An 18,523-nucleotide genomic window follows, 5' to 3' on the forward strand; every position below is an offset into this window, starting at 1 on the left:
GATGGCGGGAGGGTTAACCGAAGTAGGACGGGCCTTTTTTGTCCTGCTTTTCTGATTTTTTCGAAGCTGCTGCGGGTTTACGAATATCCACGACAAGGTTGTAGGTGTAGCTGAATCCAGCTGACGTCAGAGAAAAGATCAGAGACTCAACCACCCAGGCCCGATCCTCACGGGAACCAAAACCGGACGTCGACACACTTGCTTCTGCTGTCAGCGGCACATGTTTCGGGCGACATGGCCCCGTGAGCGTCATTTTCTGCTCGTTACGCTTCGCCTGTGTTTTCCTGGAATTTGCCTGTTGCTCGGCGGTGTTTTTCTCCGACTGGGTATAGGGATTGGTCATCGCCGGGCCATCATGTTCAACGGAGGAAGTCTTTGTCGTGCCGTCCTCCTCGTCGTAATAACGCACGCCGATTTTCTCTTTGGCTTTACCTCCGCTCCCCGTAGCTTTCCCCGTCGAACTCCCCCGCTCACCTTCACTGTAGGACCAGTTTGATACTTCATCCGGTGTGATGGTGATCCCGCCAGTCTGTTTTCCTGAAGCCGTTGCCGTGGCCCCCTGCTGTAAAAAAAGCCAGTAGCCTCCCGATGGTTTGCTCACTGCGTTGTAGTCACGTGCAAGCCTTGCGAGCAGGTTGGCATCGGATTCCGCCACCTGATCGATGTGATTGATATGAATATCTTTCAGCGCGTCGGCCACACGGGGAATAAGTCCGTTATCGGTGGCCACTGTTTTGACAATATCGGCAAGGCGAAGGTTATCCCAGCTCCGGGTTTTCTGGCCTGTCACATCTCCGGGTTGTTTCTGGGCGTTCATCGGCGCGGCGGTAGCATAAAGCTCAATACGCCTCGGCGGGCCGCTGCTCGAGACACCACTGACAACAAACCAGCCTTTATCGATCAACTGGTCATTGAATCCCAGCGCAACCCGAAGCCGGGCACCTTTAGTGGGAAGCGCCAGCGTTTCAGAGATGAGGCTGATTTTCAGTTCATCGGCTTTCGCTGTTGCCCCACCATAATCCGTCAGGGTCAGTTCACTCAGGCATTGTTGCAGCACCCGGGTTATATCTTTCCCTTCGGCCTGAATGCTGAAGGCCGGCGCATATTCCGGCATCGCTGTCTGATCTGCCATATCAATCCCATAAACTGAATGGCGATTCCGCTACAGGCGTCACCAGATCCGGCAGTGTGATATACAGGCCGGAAGGATACATAGCCCCCTGATCCGCCAGCCCCTGATTGGCTTCAAGAACCTGAGTCACTGAGTCTGAAAGATTTTCAGTACCGTAATGCACGGCACAGATTGCATCCAGTACATCTCCGTCACGGGTTTGATAGATCGTCGGCATAGTGTTTTAGCGTCATCGTCCAGTTTTTATTTCGGTGACCGCCACCCGGTAAAAACTTACTCGTCGTGTCTGAAAAGTCGGTCACCACCCACCACCCCAGCACATCGCCTTCTCCGCTGACAAGCTGCTGCGGTTTCGCCTGATCGGCAAGATCAAATAAATCATTGACCCCTTCCACCCCTTTTCGGAAAAAGGCGTGAGACTGCCCTTCGAGCCTGACAGTACGCCCGGGCTTTCCGGTGTACTGAAGAAGGTCCTGCTTGCCGATGCGTTCCTGTTCACTCCAGCGCCAGCTGGCCTCACGGGTGAGCTGATGATAAGCCGCTGTATCAATCGAAAAGGCGAAATTCCCCAGCATCATCATCACGCGGGCTTCCTGCCCACCCCGTAATGCGCCTGCACTGCGCTGGCCGGAATCTTCAAATATCGGGATAATTTCACTCACCAGACAAGTCCCCCATCCAGAAGGCTGTTATCACCATTAAAGGCAGAATTGTTTTTCGTCACCGTGGTCACTTCATCGGCAATGGCTTTCTCATCCTGTCCCGGCGCAGCATTAATTTCGAAATGGTATTCAAATTTGCGGTTATCAGTTATCTGCCGTGATGGCGGCTGCTTATCCAGTACATCCATTTTTTGAAGCAGGCTTTCCCAGTAACCGCCCGTGCTCTCGTCTTTCAAAATGACCGGCTCAGCAGGTGATCTGTCTGTTGTCGTAACATTCCTGTCCTGCTGCACGACGGGAAGAAGGGGATCATTCGGATACTTATCCCCTGCGCGGGCGCTTTCTCCTTCCCCCTGGCTGTCCGTCAGCCCTGATGGCTCTCTTTTCCACTGACTGGCAGACGTTACCGGCTCATGCGCGTAATTATCCCAGGCTCCGGCAATGCTTTGCGGGTCCTCTTTAACGGTTTGCGCTACATGGTCCTTGTTTTGCTGTAGCGCCGCATTCCAGTTTAAAAGCGAATCGCCGTCTTCCGGTGACAGGTATTTATCAAGCGATTTGTTAAACGCCTCATCGTCGCTGTCAGGACCGAACCATCCGCGGGTATCGTTCCATGACTCTTTTACTTTTTCTGGCAAGTCAGGATGAATTGCCAGTTGCTGCGTAAACCATTCTCCCTGGCCTGTCTGCTCAGCTCTGAGGCGAGCCATATTCATTCCGTTACCAGCCAGTGTTTTGAGTACATCGCGCTGATCATTTCGTTCATCAGGCAGCAACCAGGACAGTTTTTTAGCCAGCGCGTAAATAATTTTGCCGACAAAAACCACCCCCTGTCCGAACGACAGAACACCGGGATAAAGGTCGTTTCGCAGGAAAGTCACAATGCGTTTTATCCCGCCACCTTTGAACCAGTCGGCAAGATCATTCGTCAGATTACGGATATCAGGCGCAAGCTCATTTCCCAGTTGCCCGGAAATTTCTGCGACCGCAGAAGAAAAAACAGTGCGGAGATTATTGATAGCCTGATTACCCGCAACCGCACCATCAGCCCCCTCTTTGGTCACGAGGTTGTAGCGCCGCTGCTCGTCCATCAGGTCACGGTAGCTTCGGCCAGACTGCTTGATAAGCATCAGCAGTTTGCTCGCTTCCCCGCCAAAAAGAGAATCCAGGGCAAAGGAGGCTTTTGACTCGTCCTGAAGGCTGAGCGCCCGTTCAACAATTTTGTCGAACTGCGCCATATCGCTGAGCCCGGCAAAATCCCCCGCTTTGAACCCGAGCGTTTCAAACGCATCCTGCAGCGAGCCCTGCTTACCGTTCTGTTTATACTCCCCGGATTTGTGCAGATACTCTTCAAAGAGATCGCCAATGTTTTCCGCATTCATGTCGTACTGCTTCGCCAGAGAATCCCAGGCATTAAACGTGGCCACGTCCACGCCGTAACTTTTTGCGACATTAGTGCGGGTTGCCGTTTCAGCATTGGTGGCAGCTGGCGCTATCAGTGTGCCAAGTGCTGAAGCCACCACACCGCCACCGCCAATAGCCAGCCCGGATCCAAACATCCCGCCCACCTGCCCGGCGATCCCCAAGCCGCGCCGGAACAGACCTTTACCGGCTCCCTTGAACGCCTGAATGCGCTGTGCTTTTTGCATCTGTACATTCAGTTTCTGCTGCTCCGCCTCCGTTTTGCGGATTTCCCTGGAAACATCGGTATAGCGGCGCTTCAAATCCCCCAGGCTTTCACCGGCCAGTTTGGCGCGCTTGATTTCTGCTGCCAGTCTGGTCTGGTCTTTTGTCAGTCGTTCAGACTGCTTTCCGACATCTTTCAGGCTTTTTTGCAGACCATCTGCAGATCGTTTCCATGAATTATCCAGGTTTCCGCCAAAGGTAATGACGGCCTTAAGGTTCTGGCTTATTCCGCCCATGGTTTATCGTCTCCAGTTCGTCAGTCAAAAAATCAGAGAAAGTGCTGAACGGCATATCAAGGTATTCCGCCATCGGAAAATGCAGCCGCCGCCCCAGAAATCTTATTGCCCGGAGGAGCCCGCCTTCGGTCGCTTCGCGGGCGGGAGCATAAAAACGTTAAAGGCATCCAGCAGCTGTGAATAATCTGCCGCCGTCATCAGCCAGAGATCCTGTTCACTGAGATTGCACAGCAGCGCAATCATGCGGGCTTCTTTCTCTTCTTCGTTGCCGCGGTCTTTGGCATGAGTGATGCGATCGCGAACCAGTGGTTCTCGCATGGTGACTTCATCGATCACAACCCCGCTATCAAGTGATACAGGGGAATACAGTTTTATAACGCGGGTTTCACCAGGAAAGCTCATAGGGTGCTCCATAAAAAAACGGCCCGCAGGCCGTTACAGTGGTGGGATAACAGTAAAATCAGAGACGCACTTTGGCAGCCAGGCCAGAAAGCACATCCACGCCATTCACCCGGCGGGCGAAACGCTCTGTATCAATGGCGAACAGTTCGCGCCCGTCCAGTGACTGACGGTAGTAGCTGACAGCAATATCAACCGTCACGGCATTTTCGGAAAGCGTGTCCTTACTGCGCGCATCCGGCGTGACGGTCTGTACAAACCCCTCAATTTCCTCAACCGTACCGCGTGCAGTGCCGTTACCGAGATAGCCCTGATAAGCCGTAAAGCGTGAACGGCTGCCGCTGACAAAACCAAAGCTGGCCAGCATATCCGTATCTATCCCATAAAATTTAACCTGACAGGTCAGTGCTTCCATGCCGTCATCAACCGGGGTGGGCGCATCCTGTGCGCCGGTACGCAAATCCGTTTTAACAATAGCCAGAGACGGCGGCGTAAATTCATGCGCCCCCTGAATACGGATCCCCTGCCGGAAGAAGGTCCAGACGCGTAGTGTGTTTTTATCGCTCATGCTGCAAGCATCTCCTCAAGCGCATAGTTATTGTTCACCCGGACGCGCAGGCTGATAAGTTCAGTCGGCGATTTCGGACCAAAGTCATAGTTGATGTACAGGACACCCGACGCCATGGTTTCCGCGGTGTTCAGTTCTTCATCCAGCCATGCCCGCCCACCGAATATGGCGCCAAGACCGACCAGTTGCCGCATATAGGCATTGATGGTACCGATAATGTCATCCGCATTTTCCCGGTCCAGTGGGCGGTCAACATACTCCAGCATGGTTTCCTGAATGCTGTCCTCAATAACATCAGCAGTACGGCGGACAGATTCAAAACGCCACTGTGGATTGGTAGCACACAGGCGGTTACCCCAGTGTTTAAAACCCGCCCGGCGGATAATGGTGGACACGTTCTGCATATTGAGCAGGTTTGCATCGCAGTTCTCATCCCCGAGGATAAATTCATCGATCTGCTCAACACCGAGGATGTTATTGATGTCCTGGTTCGACTTGCTCCACCACCAGCCTTTTTCAAAGTCGATGCGGGCGCGTAACCCGGCAGCAAACGCAGAGTAAGGGCGATAAACCAGCTGGCCATCTGCATCGCTCGCCTGGACCCGCGGGCGCAACAGTTCAGTTCGTGCGCCATAGGACTGGCGACGCTGTACCACTTCCTGCAGCGTCGCACCGGAGGCGCAGTCAACATAGGCAACGGCGCGCAATTTCCCGGCCACGGTTTCCAGCCCCTTACCAACCGCATCGTCCTCACTGAATCCCGGCGCTATCACAATACGCGGCTGGTACGTGGTAACAGATTTCGCTGAAGACAGGGTTCCGATCCCCTTCAGTACCGCAGCGCGTCGTTTTGCCACATCGTTTTCATCTGTCACACGCACCACCACCGTCAGCGCATTACGCTGATCGTTAATGTCTGTCAGTGCCTGTTTAAGCGTACCTTTTTCACCCAGGCGGGATAACAGCGTGGTGCCGACGACCGCCACTGGCGTATTGAGTGGAAAGGGTTCATCTTCACCCCCCGCTAATTGCAGGCTGAAGGGCTGGACAATCCCGTCACCGCGCCCGCTCGCACTGATTTTTACGCCATCAACACCACCGACAGCCTCAGCAATGTCTCCGGGTTTAGCCGTGATAACACCGTGTTCATCACAACCCAGCGTAATGTTCAGTGTCAGCGATTCAGGATCCCAGCTCGCTGACGTCACAACCGCAGCAGGATTTTCAGCTGCCGGCTGTCCGGCCAGCGCAGCTACATTGATGACATTGCCTTCCCGCCCCTTAATGGTTGCAGTGAAGTCGATAACGTTATCGAGAATGGGTGTACCGGATGATCCCGATGCGGCTGTTCCCCCCGACGCATCAGGTGCCGTTCCCACCAGGCCGATAATGGCGGTCTGGATCGTGGTAACCGCTACCGTACCCGAGGTGAGTTCAATAGTTTCAACGCCATGTAACTGAGACATGTTTTTTCTCCAGGCATAAAAAAACCTGCCGCAGCAGGTCACATTTTCTGATTAGGTTTATCGGTGAGCCCGCCGCTGTCGCCGCGGTGATCGTGGTTGTTAAATACTTCACGTATCTTGCTCATGCTGCCGGATTTATCCGTTATCTCCTTTGACGCCCCGATATTCCCTGCAACCGACGTGTCAGCATTAATCTGGGTTTTGCCCTGGACTGTCAGGGTATCCGTAATTTCAACCGGACCATCCAGCGTGCCTTTACCGACAATTTTGTAGGTTCCGCTATCAGCCAGCGTAATCGTCAGGGCATGCGCGCTCCTGTCATAACGGATCTCGGTCCCGTCGCTGTAACGGGTAATGTGCTCGCTGTCACTCCCTTCCGGCACAGGCAGCTTTCCCGTGTTCCAGCCGGGAAACACTCGCCCATTGTTGAGCTCTCCGGCTTCGGACAGGACCGTAACCGCATCCCCCACGGCATAAGGATTTGAATCAGCACGGTTAGTTCCTGAAAACCCCTGGCACAACGGTAGCCAGGTCGTGATGATATCCCCCAAATCCACCCGGCATTTTGGGATGCGATCGTGCCTGACGGAATGGATAACACCGCGCCGGACAAGGTTCGCCAGTCTGCGCTGCAGGTCGCCTTCTATATCACTCATCGGGCTGAGCCTCCCAGATAAGATGATAGTCATCCACGTGATTACGGCCAGTATCAGGTGCAGCACCCAGCCAGGTCTGCTGCAGAGGCATGCCATTGTGTGCAAAGGGGTCAGTACCAAATGCAGCCGCCTGGGTAAATGAAATACGCCAGACCAGATAATCATCCATTCGCGGATCAAACTCATCACGTTCAGCCGTGGTGAATACCGCAGGCTCAATATGGCCCAGACCAAACTGCTGCCCGTCAATCCACTGGGTAATATCGGCCGCAGCGGTTCTGACAAAAATCTCAGGTTGACTCACACCCGATCCGGCGGCATCCACCACCACGAAGAGATCACAGGTTAAATTAACGCTCAGTTGCCCCTCATTACCTCCACCCTGTTCCCAGCTGTTAATCGAGAAATACACCGCGGGCGTGGTCAGGTCTGAAAAGCGGGGAACATTTCGTTCCGGATACGCACCGGCATCACGCACCCATCCGATTTTTTTTAATGCGTCAGTCACAGCATCGTGATACCGCCCCAGCAACAGTGGCTCGGCCATCGTTCGTTACCTCAGACAGAAATACGGGCTTTTACGCGCCCGCGAATGTCGGTTTCAAAGTGATGCATAAAAATTTCCATCGCTTCCGCAAATGCGTTGTCCTCGATGTAGTTCAGCATCGGTTCGTAGATATCAATTTCTGCTTCGCGTGTCCGGCGGGTCAGGGGATCGCGAATAACCACCGTCCGGCGATTATCCCGTTTTGAACGGAATACCTCCCCGTTTTCAAACGACCGTTCGCTCAGCTGATTACCTTTCGGGGAAAATCCGGCGTTATCTGCCTGGCGGCGTGCTTTAATAAAACGCCCTGTGTTGCGGTCACGCCGGGTATGGTGTGGTCGCAGCCGCCCGTTGATTCGTCCTTTAAGGTCTTTCACCTTAATGGCATTCAGCCCGAACCAGAGCCGGAAGTTATCCAGTTGCGATCCCCTGTCCAGGCGAAAAGACAGCAGACGGCGCCGGACCAGATCCATACTGCGTGGGGCCAGCCCGTCTTTCAGATCCGCCATCGCTTTCTTTCGCAGCGTGGCGGCAGTACGCCTGAGCGCGCGCGAGTATGCTGCACGGAACTGTTTTTGCGTCGCACCGATACTGTCCGCAATTCGCCAGATAACATCCACATCAATATCGACGGGTAAATCCCGTCGCAGTCGAGACTCCCGCGCCATATCAGCTCCATTTATCGATCTGAGGCTGTGTTTTGCCGGGTTCCCCATATACCAGCGTGACGCGGGTCCGCCCTTCTTCATCCGCGCCGATATGTGTCACCCGGTAAGGGATGGTGTTGATCACCACACCGTCATGTTTTTCGAGACCGGAAATATCCGCAGTCATTGCACTGAACGCCGGGGAATGGTTCTGAATTTCCCCACCGCCCGGTACACCCGACAGCGCATCCGGTGATTCAAAAATCACGGTCACCAGACGCGGGCCTTCACCCGTTTGCAGGCATGCAGGGACTTCTTCGGCAAACGCCCGGTTAATCCGGGCATCTGCTTTAGCCAAACGTTCCCGGAACCGGCTCATCAGAACCCCAGGCGGACGGCAACATCAGTATCATCCGCCTCAGCTGCTCCCCAGGCGGAACCAACAACCGGGTTTGGCGTTGCATCATCGCCTTTTGCCACCGTCAGCTTGCTGCCAACCAGATACAGTTTCTGGCCTGCCGCAATTTCTTCTGCCGCTTTAGGCAGCACAAAAACACCGGCCATATGCAGTGTTCCCCACTCGCCAGCAGGAATATCGTTGTGTGCCACCCCGGCAATTCCGCCGACCGCCACCAGCGCACCGGATGAAACGGCATCAACACCCGCATTGTGATAATCCAGTGTGGTACCGTCCTGCTGATAGTTATTCGCCATGTTTTTTCTCCATAAAAGGAAAAGGCGACCAGCGCCGCCTTCAGGGATAAAAAAACCGCCAGGCGGCGGTCGTTATTTTTTGGTGACTTTAACCAGCCCGCGCCAGTCGAGCGGGGCCACACCCGCATCAATGCGCACCTTGAATGCGGCGCCGTCCACAGTGAAGCCCTGCTGCTGTTCCAGATATGGCGTGTCGATACCGTCCAGATAGGCCACTTCAATGGTGTCGCGCCCCTGCGCAGCAGTCAGGTAATAATCGGTCGGGCTGCTGTCATCCAGGCGGGCCTCAGAAGCCACTGTCACAAAGTTCTGGATCGGGTTAACGATCCCGCTGTTCGCGTCAGCGCCCGGTACGCTGGCGGACTTAATCAGTTGGTTTGCCCGTGACTCAATTGCCACTGGCGTCAGCATGTAGGCCGGACGAATATTCAGACGACGATCGCCGGATTTTTGCAGCAGCATTGCCTTACGCGCAGTATCCAGCCCTTCAATACTCAGATCGGCTGCAACAAGGTTGCCATGATCGGCGTGGAACAACAGCTTACCGTCCGACATTTTCGGGTTGCTGGTCAGTACCGCCCAGACCAGATCGCCGACAGTGGCTCGCGCAGCAAGCCCCATTGCCTGCGGGATACGCGTCAGCATATCCAGGTCGTCGTTGATGATAGTCTGGCGGTCAATGCTGAAAAGCTCACCATAGGTGGCCAGTGCAATCGGCTCACCACGATCCTTAATGGTGACATATTTATATTCCGCCCCGGCGCGAACCTTACGCAGCGATGCAAGTGATTCCAGACCAACGCGGTGCGCGGTTTTGAAATCGGTCAGCGTGCCTTTACGGGTCCACTGTTCGAATGTTTCGCTGGCCTCATCCCAGCCAAGCAATGCAGCCTTATGCGCCACATCCATCAGGATATTGCCGAAATCGCTGCTGCTGTGGGTGAACGCCAACCCGACCATCGCCTGTGCGGTACCGACACCAGAAATACCGATACCACGATCCACCAGCGAGGCGCGCGCCAGCTCACGCAGGGTATACCCGTTGTAGGCGTTATCTTTTTCCGCCTGCGCATAGCCCGCACGGTTCATTACCGCCGCACGAATGGAATCACCAACAATGTTCCCGTTACCCGCATGGATGTGAACTGCACCCGGTCCGGCACTCGGGGTAGTCCCTGCCGCCAGCGCATTGAGCAATTTGGTACGGGCCTGTTCCGCTGAGCAGGAAATATCCGTGATACATTCTGCTTTCAGCGAGCCGAAAGCAGGAAACGCATCAAACACAGCGGAAACTGCGCTGACTCGTTCAGTATTCGCCGCCTGCATCTGCTGCTGGAGCTGGGCGGCCAGCGCGGTAATGTCGATATTTCCTGCCAGCGGTTGCTGGGTGGGTTGCTGTGCCGGTGGGTTATTTGCGGCCTGCGGCGCCGGGTTTTGTGCGGGTTGCGGCTGACTTGCAGGGGCTTCGGCACGCGGCCCAAAAAGGTTTTTAATCTGTTCTGGCATATTCTGGTAATCCTTCAGTTTATTTTGATTCACACAGGCCGCGGCCTGCAGTTCTGGTTCAAGCGTGTCAGCGAAACCTTTTTCCACCGCCTCCGCGCCATTAAGCCAGGTCTCAGCTTTCAGCATCGCCTCCAGTTCTTCCTGCCCCAGCCCGGTCTTGTTCATGTAGGCACTGAGCATCAGCGCTTCATTACGATCAAGCCAGGCAGCGTAATCACGCATATCATCGGAATCCCCGGCGATCCCGCCCCACGGCTTGTGAACCATCAGCCAGGCGTTTTCCGGCATATGCACCGTGGCACCGGGCAGGCAGACAATCATTGAAGCCATACTTGCAGCCACGCCGTCCACCCAGATATCCAGCTTCGCTTTCAGACGGGACAAGGTGTTAAAGATGGCAAATCCCTGCATCACATCGCCGCCCGGACTGTGGATATGCAGATCGACGGAGCTGGCCTCAAATACCCCAGCTTCCTTACAGTCGGAGACGAACTGTTGAGCGGTAATCCCCCAGCCGCCGATCACGTCATAGAGAAATATTTCCACACGCCCTGCAGCCAGGGCGCGTATCTCATACCAGCACTGACCGTTTGCGGCATCGATACCAGCCACACTGGCGCGGGGGTTAATCATCGTCCCGTGACGGGGCGGGCTTATCATTTGCTGCATCAGGGAGCACTCCTTTATCGTTGGCGGCGTCTGAGTCGAACACCAGCCCGTTTTCTCGGTTGAATTCGGTTTCACGCATACGCTGGCGCTTCACCTCCTGGGGGGATTGCCCACGGGCACGGATCCATTCCGCTTCAGTTCCCGCACCACCGCGCACAATTCCCCGCCAGGCCATTGCCTCTTTTACAGGGTCAATCCACGGCATAACCGGGCCAAGATAGGTCGCATTAAAGAGGGTTGTTCGATCCACATCCGGTGGGATATCTGTCGTTAACAGCGCCATCGCCAGCCAGGCGCGGTATACCGGGCGACTGTGCTGGCCAACAAACCATTGCTGCAGTACGTTATAGCCTTCATAGCTTTCCACCAGTTCCTGGCGCTGGGCGCTGTATGTGCCATTGTAGTCACGGGCAATGCTGGAATAGCTTCCCCGGCTTCCGGCGGCAACAGCACGTAATTGCCCGTTGCGAAACTCATGAAGATGGACATTCGGACGATTGGATTCCACCATGCCCAGATCTTCGCCCGGTGCCAGATCGTCAAAAATCATCCCGGGTGCGATATCAAAATAGCGGTATTTATTTTCTGACGGCTTCCAGTCGTCTTCGTGAGGGAAAGTAGCGGCATCACCTCTCTTGATATAAAAGCCCAGCGCAGCAGCGATTCTTGCGGCCACGCGCTCACTCTCTTCGTAATCCTTAATGTCGCCAAGGCGGCGGATCACGCCGTGTAACAGACTCACTCCGCGTAACTGATGAAGACGTTTTCGCTGCGCGAGATGCAGCATATTCTCAGCAGCAACAGTTTTCAGTTCTGCGCTAAAACGCGTCATGTTGGCCGGATGGAATTTATAAACCCGGTAGCCTGTCGGACGGCCCCAGTTATTCACAATAATACCCTGACGGATCTGCTGCCCCGAGGTGCTGTTCAGGTTCATCGGCACAAAGTCAGCCTCGAGCAACTCCAGAGAAAACGGCACACTGGTCGAGTGAGTCAGACCAGCAACCGGCCCTCTCACAAGCTGGGTAAAAATTTCACCATCACGCAGTGCGGAACGCAGTGCCAGCCGTTCCGCTTCCGGGCGGGTAAACATCCCGGTCACTTCCGGGCGAACCGACCATTCGGACCAGAGCGCGGAAATCTTTGCCGCAAATTCTTCATGCAGTTTTCCGTTCAGCCCCAGTGGCTGCGGTTCAACCTGAATCCCCTGGGCACCAATCACCCGCTCCTCGAGCTTATCCAGCAGACCAATTACAATGTCATGGTCTTCATCCAGCGCCCGCGCCTGCTCGCGCAGTGATACACCTGCAACCCCAACAGCAGTGTCAGCCGCGCGGCTCTCGCGCTTCGTTTTATTAAGCCGGGAAGGCTGCGCCGCATCGTATGCCTGCAACAGCATTTTGTTTCTGGCGCGCGCGACTGCCCACCCTGGCGCAATTGCACCAAGTGCTCTGTCGAAAATACCCATGAAAGACCTTAATTAAATCTGGCGAGTTTGAAAGATCCACCGCGACGGTTCACGGCAACCCAGCGTTTTTCCCAGTATTCCAGCTCTCTACGAAGCGCCACGGGATCATGGTTAGTTATGGCGCGACCATTTACGCCCGTAAAAGACACACTTTTCCCGTCCAGGGAATCACGGTATGCCTGGCGTACTGTTACCAGCATCTGCTGAATTTCTGATTTCGTCACAGCCAGCCTCCGTTGTCACTGACACCCAGCCAGCCACCAGAAAGCGGGCTGGGCTGTTCAGTTACAGAAACAGGAGACGAACGTACAGGTACCGCTTTTTTCACAGCAATCTCCCTGGGGCGCTCCCCGTCAATGATGTTTGAATTACTCTCCTGAGCGGCAGCCCATGCCGGGGGCTGTTCCCAGTCCCGGATTTTTTCATAGCCACGCAGGACAGCGACGGCGTGGGCATAACAGAAAAGGTCAAAGGCTTCGTTATTACCTTTTCCAGGTTTGCGCCATTTTCCGTCCGTACCGCGTTCTTCGTAGGTCAGTTCTTCGTAGAACCACTCCCCCAGCCAGTCAGGAAAATGGATATACCCGGCACCGGGTGTTTCACGCTCAAGGTTGTTACTGAGCTGATCTTTCAGCAGGTCTGTCTGCAACAGATATACCGGAACCTCACCACGCGCATCCGCCCGGCGATCGCTTCGGCCTGTGTTGTCAGGGTGCGTTTTGGTAATGATTTTCTGGCGTCGGGTGCTGTCACCTTTTATCAGGTAAACCCGTTTACCCAGTCCGTCACGACGACACTGGCGCCAGAATTTATAGGCGTTATCCGTTACCCCATCTTCCCCGCCGCTGTCGACAGCCATTGCAAGAATGGGCATCCGTCGTGAAGGGTCTGACTGCAATGCATAGGTTTTTTCGAGGACATCCGTGATGAGCAGTTGCCAGTCTTCCGGATAGGATCCGGGATGCACCTGCTGTGCCTCACCATTTTCATCACAACGCAGGGACTGGCGGATGTTATAGCGGTCCACCAGCCAGCGTTCGCCGTTTTCACCGTACCCGATGATCTGGACGACAAAACGGCGCTTCTTCCCGCCCTGCACATCCACCGACGCCAGAAGAAAACGGACTTTCGGCGGCACAAGTCGTTTGCCATAATCTTCTGCCCGCAGCATCAACACGTCAGCACGTCGCTGCTCACTGGCTGCACGGGGAAGATAAGGAAGCCCCCAGTCAGTATTAATTACCGTCTTGAGCGTTTCTTCGCTTCCAGTGGCCTCATAGTCCTGTTCCGCCGTCAGTAATTTGTAGACCAGTTGCGCCCATGTCTGGTATGCCGCCGCTGGTCCCTCCATCCAGAACGAGGCAATGCGCGAGCGTCGGGCTTCTCCGGTGATGTTGCCCTCACGGTCGATAGTCTGTCCCTCTCTCAACCAGACACCCTTTCCGTTCAGTTCCCGCTTCCTGTCGGCGGTAATCATGCCGCTACAATGCGGACAATCAATATGCGCCGCTTCACTGGCCTTTACCGGGTCAGACGTTTCCCGGTAGCCTGTCATCGCCTCCATGGCTGGTTGAAAGTATTCCCCGCAATGTGGACATGGCCAGTACCAGCGGCGACGATCGCCGCGGTTATATAAAGACAGGATCCCGGTCGTGGGAGGGGCTTCGTGAGGTGACTTTCTCCGCCACTTCGTATTGGTGATTTCCCTGCCCGGTGAACTCTCGACCAGCGTCATCCCTGCCGACATAAAGGTGGTGGTACGTTTTGAAGCAAGCGAAAATCCGTCCCCTTCCCCGTCGATATCTTCCGGGAAGCGATCGTAATCCGTCAGCGCCACACACTTAAAATCTGAGGATGACATGATGTTGATAGACGGCCAGCCTATCTTCAGGTAGTTCCCGGCAAGGAAAGTCCGGTCATGCACGTTGTTGTCATTGCGTGAGGGACTCAGCCGGCATGCCACCTCCGGGCTGACACGAAATGTTCGGGCCAGACGTTTTTTGGAGTGTTCGCGCGCTTTCTCTTCCGTCATCTGAATGATGAGCATGTCAGACGGATCGCAGACAACGTTGTACACCACCCAGCCATCAATCAGACCAATGGTTTTACCCGTTCGGGCAGGGCCAACAAAAATGACAGCATCATATTCGCGTGATGCCAGGCAGTTCATCGGCTCCACAACATAAGGGGCAAGATTAGGATCCCACTCAACGGAGTTACCCACGCCGACCGGAACACGCATATATTTATGTACGGCTTCGGCTACAGGCATTCGGCGCGGTGCTCTGATGATCCCGGCAGTGTTTTTTCTTAGCTCCGCCGCCGTGGCCTGTCGCATGGCTTACTCCTCTTCTGGCGAACTGTCCTCCTGTTCCGGTGTATCTGCCTGCTCAACTTTCAGGGCTATCTGATCCCGCAGGTCATCAATGACTTTTTGCACCCGAACGACAGCTGCAGGCGTCATCGCGCAATCACGTTCAAGAATATCCGGCAGCGTTTCCAGCACCTGAACGACGGCTTTTGCCATCGATGAAAATTCTCGGGTCACTGTCGATGCCGGAATTAACTCACCTGTTTCCTGCTGGAATTTAAGCCTCTCGCGTTCAGACTGAAACCATGCCTTACGATCCGGCGGTAACATCTTATCGATATCCACCAGTTCGGGTGCCGTGGTCCGGCCCAGCAGTTCCCGGAGAATATCGACAACAGAATAAAGCTTGAGACGAGAATTGCTGCCCGGAGCAGGCTCAACGTTATTCAGCCTGCTTGCGATCGTCTGACGATGAAGATCGGTTACTGCTGCCAGCTGATTGATATTGAGGCGAAGGTTTTTCAGTTCGTTATCCATGATGATGAACAATATTTAACCATTTCGACATCGTGAATAATTTCACGACTGAAATATCAACAAGTTAAGGGAATGATGATGATGCCGATAAAATGCAAAAAACCAGCCGTTTTCCGCGTGTCCTCGCCCCCTCGGTGTTCAGAATCGCCGGGAGGACCCGCGAAAATGGTAGTAATTATCAATTGCATTTATTGCTCCGATATAGCTTGAGCCTTTCGCTTGTGCGGAGTAGAAAGTTGCATGTTGAAAACAAGTAGATAAGGAATATTGTTATGCCAACTTTTTACACACTCGACAGGCGTGGCTTACTGCAGGAAGGAAACAGTTTTGAACTGGTTCCCCTGGAAGGACCACCGCTGCTTAATGATGAATTATTTACAAAGGGAGTATCTCAGCATGGCCTGACGTATTCGCTACACAACGCCTTTAATGCGCCAGACAATCCCTATGGGCAATCTATCGAACTGGCTCTGGAATTGATAAGGAAAGATAAATTCTCTGAGAAACCTTCCAGATTACAGTCGATGTTCGCATGTGAAGACTTAGATGATGTTAAACACTTCCGGGGAAGTTCTTTGTCTCGTCGCTCAACCCCAATTTTTGAAGTGACTACAGAAAACTATCATCGGGGAGACATGAACATTTTCAGCGTTCAATGCAACATGAATGAATTTTATCAGCGTCTTTACAAATACTGGTCTGGAGAAACAATCAACGCAGATGGTTACGAGCCATTTTGGGAAATCGTTATTCCACTTCCTACAACTATCGGGCCTAAAGTAGCTTAATTACTCATCCCAATGCGGACCAATCATTCCGCAATGAGGACGATATGGATAAAAATAATTAGCCGTAACACCACCTATCGTTATAGGCGGCTCTCTGAACTGAAGGCCGGATTCACGCGCTGCACTAATTGCTTCAGACAATTTTTGCAGCGCTTCTTCCTGACTGAAAGCCTCAACGCTAAAGGTGAATTTTTTGGTGTCAAAACTGCCTGACTTAAAGTCAGGGATAAAATGAGTGTGGCAACCCTGCTTCATGATTCAAATCCTCTCAAATGCGTATGATCCGATGTTCACAGATTTGGGTCACGCCGTTGATAATGGTCCTAACGGTAAACATGGTATTTCCTTCTTCTGGTAATAAAAAGCCCCGCTATTGCGAGGCTAGAATGATGTAAAAACCTATTAATCTACTGTAGGGATACGTACAGTCACCCACATATCTTGTTCTTCACTGTACATTTGAAAAGCAACACAGTATGCAATTTTCTTTTCTACATCGAGAGCTTTTATAACCATTCCTTCAGGAGCATCAAAACGGTTTGGAGTTTCAAAATCAATTGCCACTTCGGCACTATAACGCATGTTTTCCGGCAAAGGCGGCAATTTATACTCTTGTTTCATAGGATATCCTTGTTAAAAACCCATTAGGCGCATGGGTACTGAATCCATATGGAGTTTACTGTGCACTATTTCAACTAATTATTTGATGATGCGTATAAACAATGATATGAGTCAAATAGTTAAGAGAAAGTGACACTTAGATCAGAGAGCTTTTTTTTCTTATCCTCAATACGGCGGTCAAGTGCAGCCGCTGCATGTGGGCGTATCGCCTCAAGAAAGGCATTATCCTGATAGGTAGACTGGATTGTCACACCTAGCCCAGAACCACTTTCCAGAATATCTTTCTGTCGCTGTAGTTCTTTTATATTGTTATTGAGGTAATACGCTTCACTGAGGTTTTCTACGTTCATCGTGTAACCCTGTTGTTATTCGACTGTCTCACCGAGTCGTAAACGCGCTCACATGTCATTCCAGCCCGGTAGCTTTCGTCAGATCGCTCAGCATAATATCGAGCTTCTTCTGCAAGGCGTCCGAGCATGTCGGCGAGCACTGCGGCGTCGGCTCCGGCTGTTTTGCTTCTAACGGCAGCGGCAAGATCTGAGGTGCGCTTTGCGGCGTCCAGGCGGGCGGCAAGCTTTGTTGCTTCGGTGCGCAACTGACTAATAGTGGCAGACAGGCCAGCAGCAGTGGAAGCAGATTTAGCGGCTTGTGCTTGTGCATCTTTTACAGCCTCATCACGGGCAATAATTCGCCCTTGTTCAATCATGCGGGCGGCGGTCTGCGCGTTCGCTGTTTGCGATGATTCCGCGCTATCACGTTCCGCCCACTTTTTTTCCCAACCGCGGTTACTCCACTCGTTTCCGGCGATAAATGCGACGGCCACCAGTACCGAAATGGCAATGAACTGATAGCGCAGACTCACTGGTCTATCCCCCAGCACGTCAGTGCGCTTTCCTGGTCTCGTCGTTCTACCTGGCCATAGCAGCCATTTTTCTGGCCTTTGGTCAGGCGACAATCGCGACTCCCGTCTTTAATCCACCAGCGGATCGCTTCACAAGCTCCTTTACGGTCGCCAGCATTAATTCGCTTATAGAACGTGGACGGGAAACATTTTCCGGGGCCGATGTTATATGGGCAGAAAGACGCGATCCCGGCTTTCTGTGGTTCGGTCAGTGGTACCTTGATATTTTGCTCAGCCCACGCCAGCGCCTTGTCGCGTTCTATGGAGTTTACCTGGGCACATTTCTCAGCAGAAAGCCTCATGCCCTGAACTACTGGCTTACCATCAACCATCGTGGCGCCACGGCAAATGGTCCAGATTCCGCCGCCGTCACGATACGCCGTCAGGCTGTTACCCTCTTTCTCATCCAGAAACTGATCGAGAATCACGGGTGCGGAAGCCCCGGCAAGAATTAACCCAACGACAGCTGCGCTCAGTTTATTCTTCAGCTTTTGTGGCATAGCCATTGCGACGATCCTCCCGTTCTTTCCAGCGGAAATACCAGTTCACTGCACAGGTAATAACGGTGCATGCGATACCGACAATAATTGCCCAGTCGCTCAGGCTTAACCCTGCAATTCTGTCGGCCAACATCCAGGACACCTCTTTTGCTGTTTTAGCTGTTTCGGCATATGCCTTCGCTGATACACCGCAGCCGGCAAGCGTGGTTCCTGATCCATATGAAAGTCTGCTGTAAATGGTGCTCATTCTGGTCATAGCCTCACCTCCGATTTTTCGGATGGCGCTGTATGTGATGAAAAGATCAGGCTTCACAGGCTGTGATTTTCATCAAAGCACGAAGGGAGTGATACCAGTGAGCCTGAAATTTGTGTATTTTGAAAAGAAACAGGAGGCGGTATGAAAAATAAATTCTATAAATTATTCGCGATTTGTTCTTTTCTTTGGGTGTTTGGAGTTACTGTTATGTCAATTTTAAAAATTGGGCTGTCATTCCATGAGACGTACGGAA

The 18,523-nt window shown here is 53.3% G+C and carries 24 protein-coding genes; 1 reads left to right on the forward strand and 23 read right to left on the reverse strand.

Going from position 1 to position 18,523, the window contains the following annotated elements:
* Positions 1-13: 13 nt before the first annotated feature.
* The 17 genes from WC1_RS11055 to WC1_RS10975 all read right to left on the reverse strand — a co-directional run bounded on the left by WC1_RS11055 (position 14) and on the right by WC1_RS10975 (position 15,204).
* The gene (locus tag WC1_RS11055) at positions 14-1,132 is read right to left on the reverse strand and encodes a contractile injection system protein, VgrG/Pvc8 family (RefSeq protein ID WP_016150409.1); all 1,119 of its coding nucleotides are present in this window, start codon (positions 1,130-1,132) and stop codon (positions 14-16) included.
* A gap of 1 nt (position 1,133) precedes the next feature.
* The gene (locus WC1_RS11050) at positions 1,134-1,349 is read right to left on the reverse strand and encodes a tail protein X (protein ID WP_016150410.1); all 216 of its coding nucleotides are present in this window, start codon (positions 1,347-1,349) and stop codon (positions 1,134-1,136) included.
* Complete coding sequence (locus WC1_RS11045) at positions 1,324-1,794, reverse strand: phage tail protein (RefSeq protein WP_016150411.1); 471 nt, start codon at positions 1,792-1,794, stop codon at positions 1,324-1,326. Before WC1_RS11045 ends, WC1_RS11050 begins: the two co-directional genes overlap by 26 nt.
* Positions 1,791-3,716, reverse strand: a complete 1,926-nt coding sequence (locus WC1_RS11040; protein WP_016150412.1) for a hypothetical protein — start codon at positions 3,714-3,716, stop codon at positions 1,791-1,793. Before WC1_RS11040 ends, WC1_RS11045 begins: the two co-directional genes overlap by 4 nt.
* A 102-nt stretch (positions 3,717-3,818) precedes the next feature.
* Positions 3,819-4,118: a phage tail assembly protein gene (locus WC1_RS11035; protein WP_016150413.1), complete on the reverse strand. Its 300-nt coding sequence runs from the start codon at positions 4,116-4,118 to the stop codon at positions 3,819-3,821.
* Positions 4,119-4,176: 58 nt separating this feature from the next.
* The gene (locus tag WC1_RS11030) at positions 4,177-4,683 is read right to left on the reverse strand and encodes a phage major tail tube protein (RefSeq protein WP_016150414.1); all 507 of its coding nucleotides are present in this window, start codon (positions 4,681-4,683) and stop codon (positions 4,177-4,179) included.
* Positions 4,680-6,149 (reverse strand): phage tail sheath family protein, encoded by a 1,470-nt coding sequence (locus WC1_RS11025; protein ID WP_016150415.1) that lies wholly within the window; start codon positions 6,147-6,149, stop codon positions 4,680-4,682. The genes WC1_RS11030 and WC1_RS11025 overlap by 4 nt, the downstream gene beginning before the upstream one ends.
* Before the next feature lie 38 nt (positions 6,150-6,187).
* The gene (locus WC1_RS11020) at positions 6,188-6,805 is read right to left on the reverse strand and encodes a phage baseplate assembly protein V (protein WP_016150416.1); all 618 of its coding nucleotides are present in this window, start codon (positions 6,803-6,805) and stop codon (positions 6,188-6,190) included.
* Positions 6,798-7,352: a hypothetical protein gene (locus tag WC1_RS11015; protein ID WP_016150417.1), complete on the reverse strand. Its 555-nt coding sequence runs from the start codon at positions 7,350-7,352 to the stop codon at positions 6,798-6,800. Before WC1_RS11015 ends, WC1_RS11020 begins: the two co-directional genes overlap by 8 nt.
* An 11-nt stretch (positions 7,353-7,363) precedes the next feature.
* A complete protein-coding gene (locus tag WC1_RS11010; protein ID WP_016150418.1) occupies positions 7,364-8,020 on the reverse strand; it encodes a hypothetical protein in 657 nt (218 codons plus the stop codon).
* A gap of 1 nt (position 8,021) precedes the next feature.
* A complete protein-coding gene (locus tag WC1_RS11005) occupies positions 8,022-8,378 on the reverse strand; it encodes a head-tail joining protein (RefSeq protein WP_016150419.1) in 357 nt (118 codons plus the stop codon).
* On the reverse strand, positions 8,378-8,713 hold the full coding sequence (locus tag WC1_RS11000; protein WP_016150420.1) for a DUF2190 family protein: 336 nt from the start codon (positions 8,711-8,713) through the stop codon (positions 8,378-8,380). The genes WC1_RS11005 and WC1_RS11000 overlap by 1 nt, the downstream gene beginning before the upstream one ends.
* Before the next feature lie 72 nt (positions 8,714-8,785).
* Positions 8,786-10,888 (reverse strand): ClpP-like prohead protease/major capsid protein fusion protein, encoded by a 2,103-nt coding sequence (locus tag WC1_RS10995; protein WP_016150421.1) that lies wholly within the window; start codon positions 10,886-10,888, stop codon positions 8,786-8,788.
* Positions 10,845-12,356: a phage portal protein gene (locus WC1_RS10990; RefSeq protein ID WP_016150422.1), complete on the reverse strand. Its 1,512-nt coding sequence runs from the start codon at positions 12,354-12,356 to the stop codon at positions 10,845-10,847. Before WC1_RS10990 ends, WC1_RS10995 begins: the two co-directional genes overlap by 44 nt.
* 8 nt (positions 12,357-12,364) lie before the next feature.
* Positions 12,365-12,580 (reverse strand): hypothetical protein, encoded by a 216-nt coding sequence (locus tag WC1_RS10985; RefSeq protein ID WP_016150423.1) that lies wholly within the window; start codon positions 12,578-12,580, stop codon positions 12,365-12,367.
* A complete protein-coding gene (locus WC1_RS10980) occupies positions 12,577-14,694 on the reverse strand; it encodes a phage terminase large subunit family protein (protein ID WP_016150424.1) in 2,118 nt (705 codons plus the stop codon). Before WC1_RS10980 ends, WC1_RS10985 begins: the two co-directional genes overlap by 4 nt.
* A gap of 3 nt (positions 14,695-14,697) precedes the next feature.
* Positions 14,698-15,204: a DUF1441 family protein gene (locus tag WC1_RS10975; protein ID WP_016150425.1), complete on the reverse strand. Its 507-nt coding sequence runs from the start codon at positions 15,202-15,204 to the stop codon at positions 14,698-14,700.
* Between the two features lie 272 nt (positions 15,205-15,476).
* Between WC1_RS10975 and WC1_RS23090 the strand changes: the two genes are divergently transcribed.
* Positions 15,477-15,992, forward strand: a complete 516-nt coding sequence (locus WC1_RS23090; protein ID WP_016150427.1) for a DUF2441 domain-containing protein — start codon at positions 15,477-15,479, stop codon at positions 15,990-15,992.
* Here the strand turns inward: WC1_RS23090 and WC1_RS10970 are convergent, their stop codons facing one another.
* From WC1_RS10970 to WC1_RS10950, 6 genes are all read right to left on the reverse strand, one after another.
* On the reverse strand, positions 15,993-16,247 hold the full coding sequence (locus WC1_RS10970) for a hypothetical protein (RefSeq protein WP_016150428.1): 255 nt from the start codon (positions 16,245-16,247) through the stop codon (positions 15,993-15,995).
* Between the two features lie 147 nt (positions 16,248-16,394).
* On the reverse strand, positions 16,395-16,613 hold the full coding sequence (locus WC1_RS10965; RefSeq protein ID WP_016150429.1) for a hypothetical protein: 219 nt from the start codon (positions 16,611-16,613) through the stop codon (positions 16,395-16,397).
* Positions 16,614-16,732: 119 nt separating this feature from the next.
* A complete protein-coding gene (locus WC1_RS10960; RefSeq protein WP_016150430.1) occupies positions 16,733-16,963 on the reverse strand; it encodes a hypothetical protein in 231 nt (76 codons plus the stop codon).
* On the reverse strand, positions 16,960-17,475 hold the full coding sequence (locus tag WC1_RS0122825) for a DUF2514 domain-containing protein (protein WP_032947994.1): 516 nt from the start codon (positions 17,473-17,475) through the stop codon (positions 16,960-16,962). The genes WC1_RS10960 and WC1_RS0122825 overlap by 4 nt, the downstream gene beginning before the upstream one ends.
* Complete coding sequence (locus tag WC1_RS10955; RefSeq protein ID WP_016150432.1) at positions 17,472-18,020, reverse strand: lysozyme; 549 nt, start codon at positions 18,018-18,020, stop codon at positions 17,472-17,474. Before WC1_RS10955 ends, WC1_RS0122825 begins: the two co-directional genes overlap by 4 nt.
* Positions 17,992-18,270 carry a phage holin gene (locus WC1_RS10950; protein ID WP_016150433.1) on the reverse strand — a complete coding sequence of 93 codons (279 nt, stop codon included), beginning with the start codon at positions 18,268-18,270 and terminating at the stop codon, positions 17,992-17,994. The genes WC1_RS10955 and WC1_RS10950 overlap by 29 nt, the downstream gene beginning before the upstream one ends.
* Positions 18,271-18,523: the final 253 nt, after the last annotated feature.

This window comes from Citrobacter sp. KTE30 (assembly GCF_000398825.1).
Lineage (GTDB): Bacteria > Pseudomonadota > Gammaproteobacteria > Enterobacterales > Enterobacteriaceae > Citrobacter > Citrobacter freundii.

What these genes read in the sequence shown, in the direction of transcription:
- WC1_RS11055 (WP_016150409.1), bottom strand. Translation starts at nt 1,132, where the DNA reads ATGGCAGATCAGACAGCGATGCCGGAATATGCGCCGGCCTTCAGCATT.
- WC1_RS11050 (WP_016150410.1), bottom strand. Translation starts at nt 1,349, where the DNA reads ATGCCGACGATCTATCAAACCCGTGACGGAGATGTACTGGATGCAATC.
- WC1_RS11040 (WP_016150412.1), bottom strand. Translation starts at nt 3,716, where the DNA reads ATGGGCGGAATAAGCCAGAACCTTAAGGCCGTCATTACCTTTGGCGGA.
- WC1_RS11035 (WP_016150413.1), bottom strand. Translation starts at nt 4,118, where the DNA reads ATGAGCTTTCCTGGTGAAACCCGCGTTATAAAACTGTATTCCCCTGTA.
- WC1_RS11030 (WP_016150414.1), bottom strand. Translation starts at nt 4,683, where the DNA reads ATGAGCGATAAAAACACACTACGCGTCTGGACCTTCTTCCGGCAGGGG.
- WC1_RS11025 (WP_016150415.1), bottom strand. Translation starts at nt 6,149, where the DNA reads ATGTCTCAGTTACATGGCGTTGAAACTATTGAACTCACCTCGGGTACG.
- WC1_RS11020 (WP_016150416.1), bottom strand. Translation starts at nt 6,805, where the DNA reads ATGAGTGATATAGAAGGCGACCTGCAGCGCAGACTGGCGAACCTTGTC.
- WC1_RS11015 (WP_016150417.1), bottom strand. Translation starts at nt 7,352, where the DNA reads ATGGCCGAGCCACTGTTGCTGGGGCGGTATCACGATGCTGTGACTGAC.
- WC1_RS11010 (WP_016150418.1), bottom strand. Translation starts at nt 8,020, where the DNA reads ATGGCGCGGGAGTCTCGACTGCGACGGGATTTACCCGTCGATATTGAT.
- WC1_RS11005 (WP_016150419.1), bottom strand. Translation starts at nt 8,378, where the DNA reads ATGAGCCGGTTCCGGGAACGTTTGGCTAAAGCAGATGCCCGGATTAAC.
- WC1_RS11000 (WP_016150420.1), bottom strand. Translation starts at nt 8,713, where the DNA reads ATGGCGAATAACTATCAGCAGGACGGTACCACACTGGATTATCACAAT.
- WC1_RS10995 (WP_016150421.1), bottom strand. Translation starts at nt 10,888, where the DNA reads ATGCAGCAAATGATAAGCCCGCCCCGTCACGGGACGATGATTAACCCC.
- WC1_RS10990 (WP_016150422.1), bottom strand. Translation starts at nt 12,356, where the DNA reads ATGGGTATTTTCGACAGAGCACTTGGTGCAATTGCGCCAGGGTGGGCA.
- WC1_RS10980 (WP_016150424.1), bottom strand. Translation starts at nt 14,694, where the DNA reads ATGCGACAGGCCACGGCGGCGGAGCTAAGAAAAAACACTGCCGGGATC.
- WC1_RS10975 (WP_016150425.1), bottom strand. Translation starts at nt 15,204, where the DNA reads ATGGATAACGAACTGAAAAACCTTCGCCTCAATATCAATCAGCTGGCA.
- WC1_RS23090 (WP_016150427.1), top strand. Translation starts at nt 15,477, where the DNA reads ATGCCAACTTTTTACACACTCGACAGGCGTGGCTTACTGCAGGAAGGA.
- WC1_RS10970 (WP_016150428.1), bottom strand. Translation starts at nt 16,247, where the DNA reads ATGAAGCAGGGTTGCCACACTCATTTTATCCCTGACTTTAAGTCAGGC.
- WC1_RS10965 (WP_016150429.1), bottom strand. Translation starts at nt 16,613, where the DNA reads ATGAAACAAGAGTATAAATTGCCGCCTTTGCCGGAAAACATGCGTTAT.
- WC1_RS10960 (WP_016150430.1), bottom strand. Translation starts at nt 16,963, where the DNA reads ATGAACGTAGAAAACCTCAGTGAAGCGTATTACCTCAATAACAATATA.
- WC1_RS10955 (WP_016150432.1), bottom strand. Translation starts at nt 18,020, where the DNA reads ATGGCTATGCCACAAAAGCTGAAGAATAAACTGAGCGCAGCTGTCGTT.
- WC1_RS10950 (WP_016150433.1), bottom strand. Translation starts at nt 18,270, where the DNA reads ATGACCAGAATGAGCACCATTTACAGCAGACTTTCATATGGATCAGGA.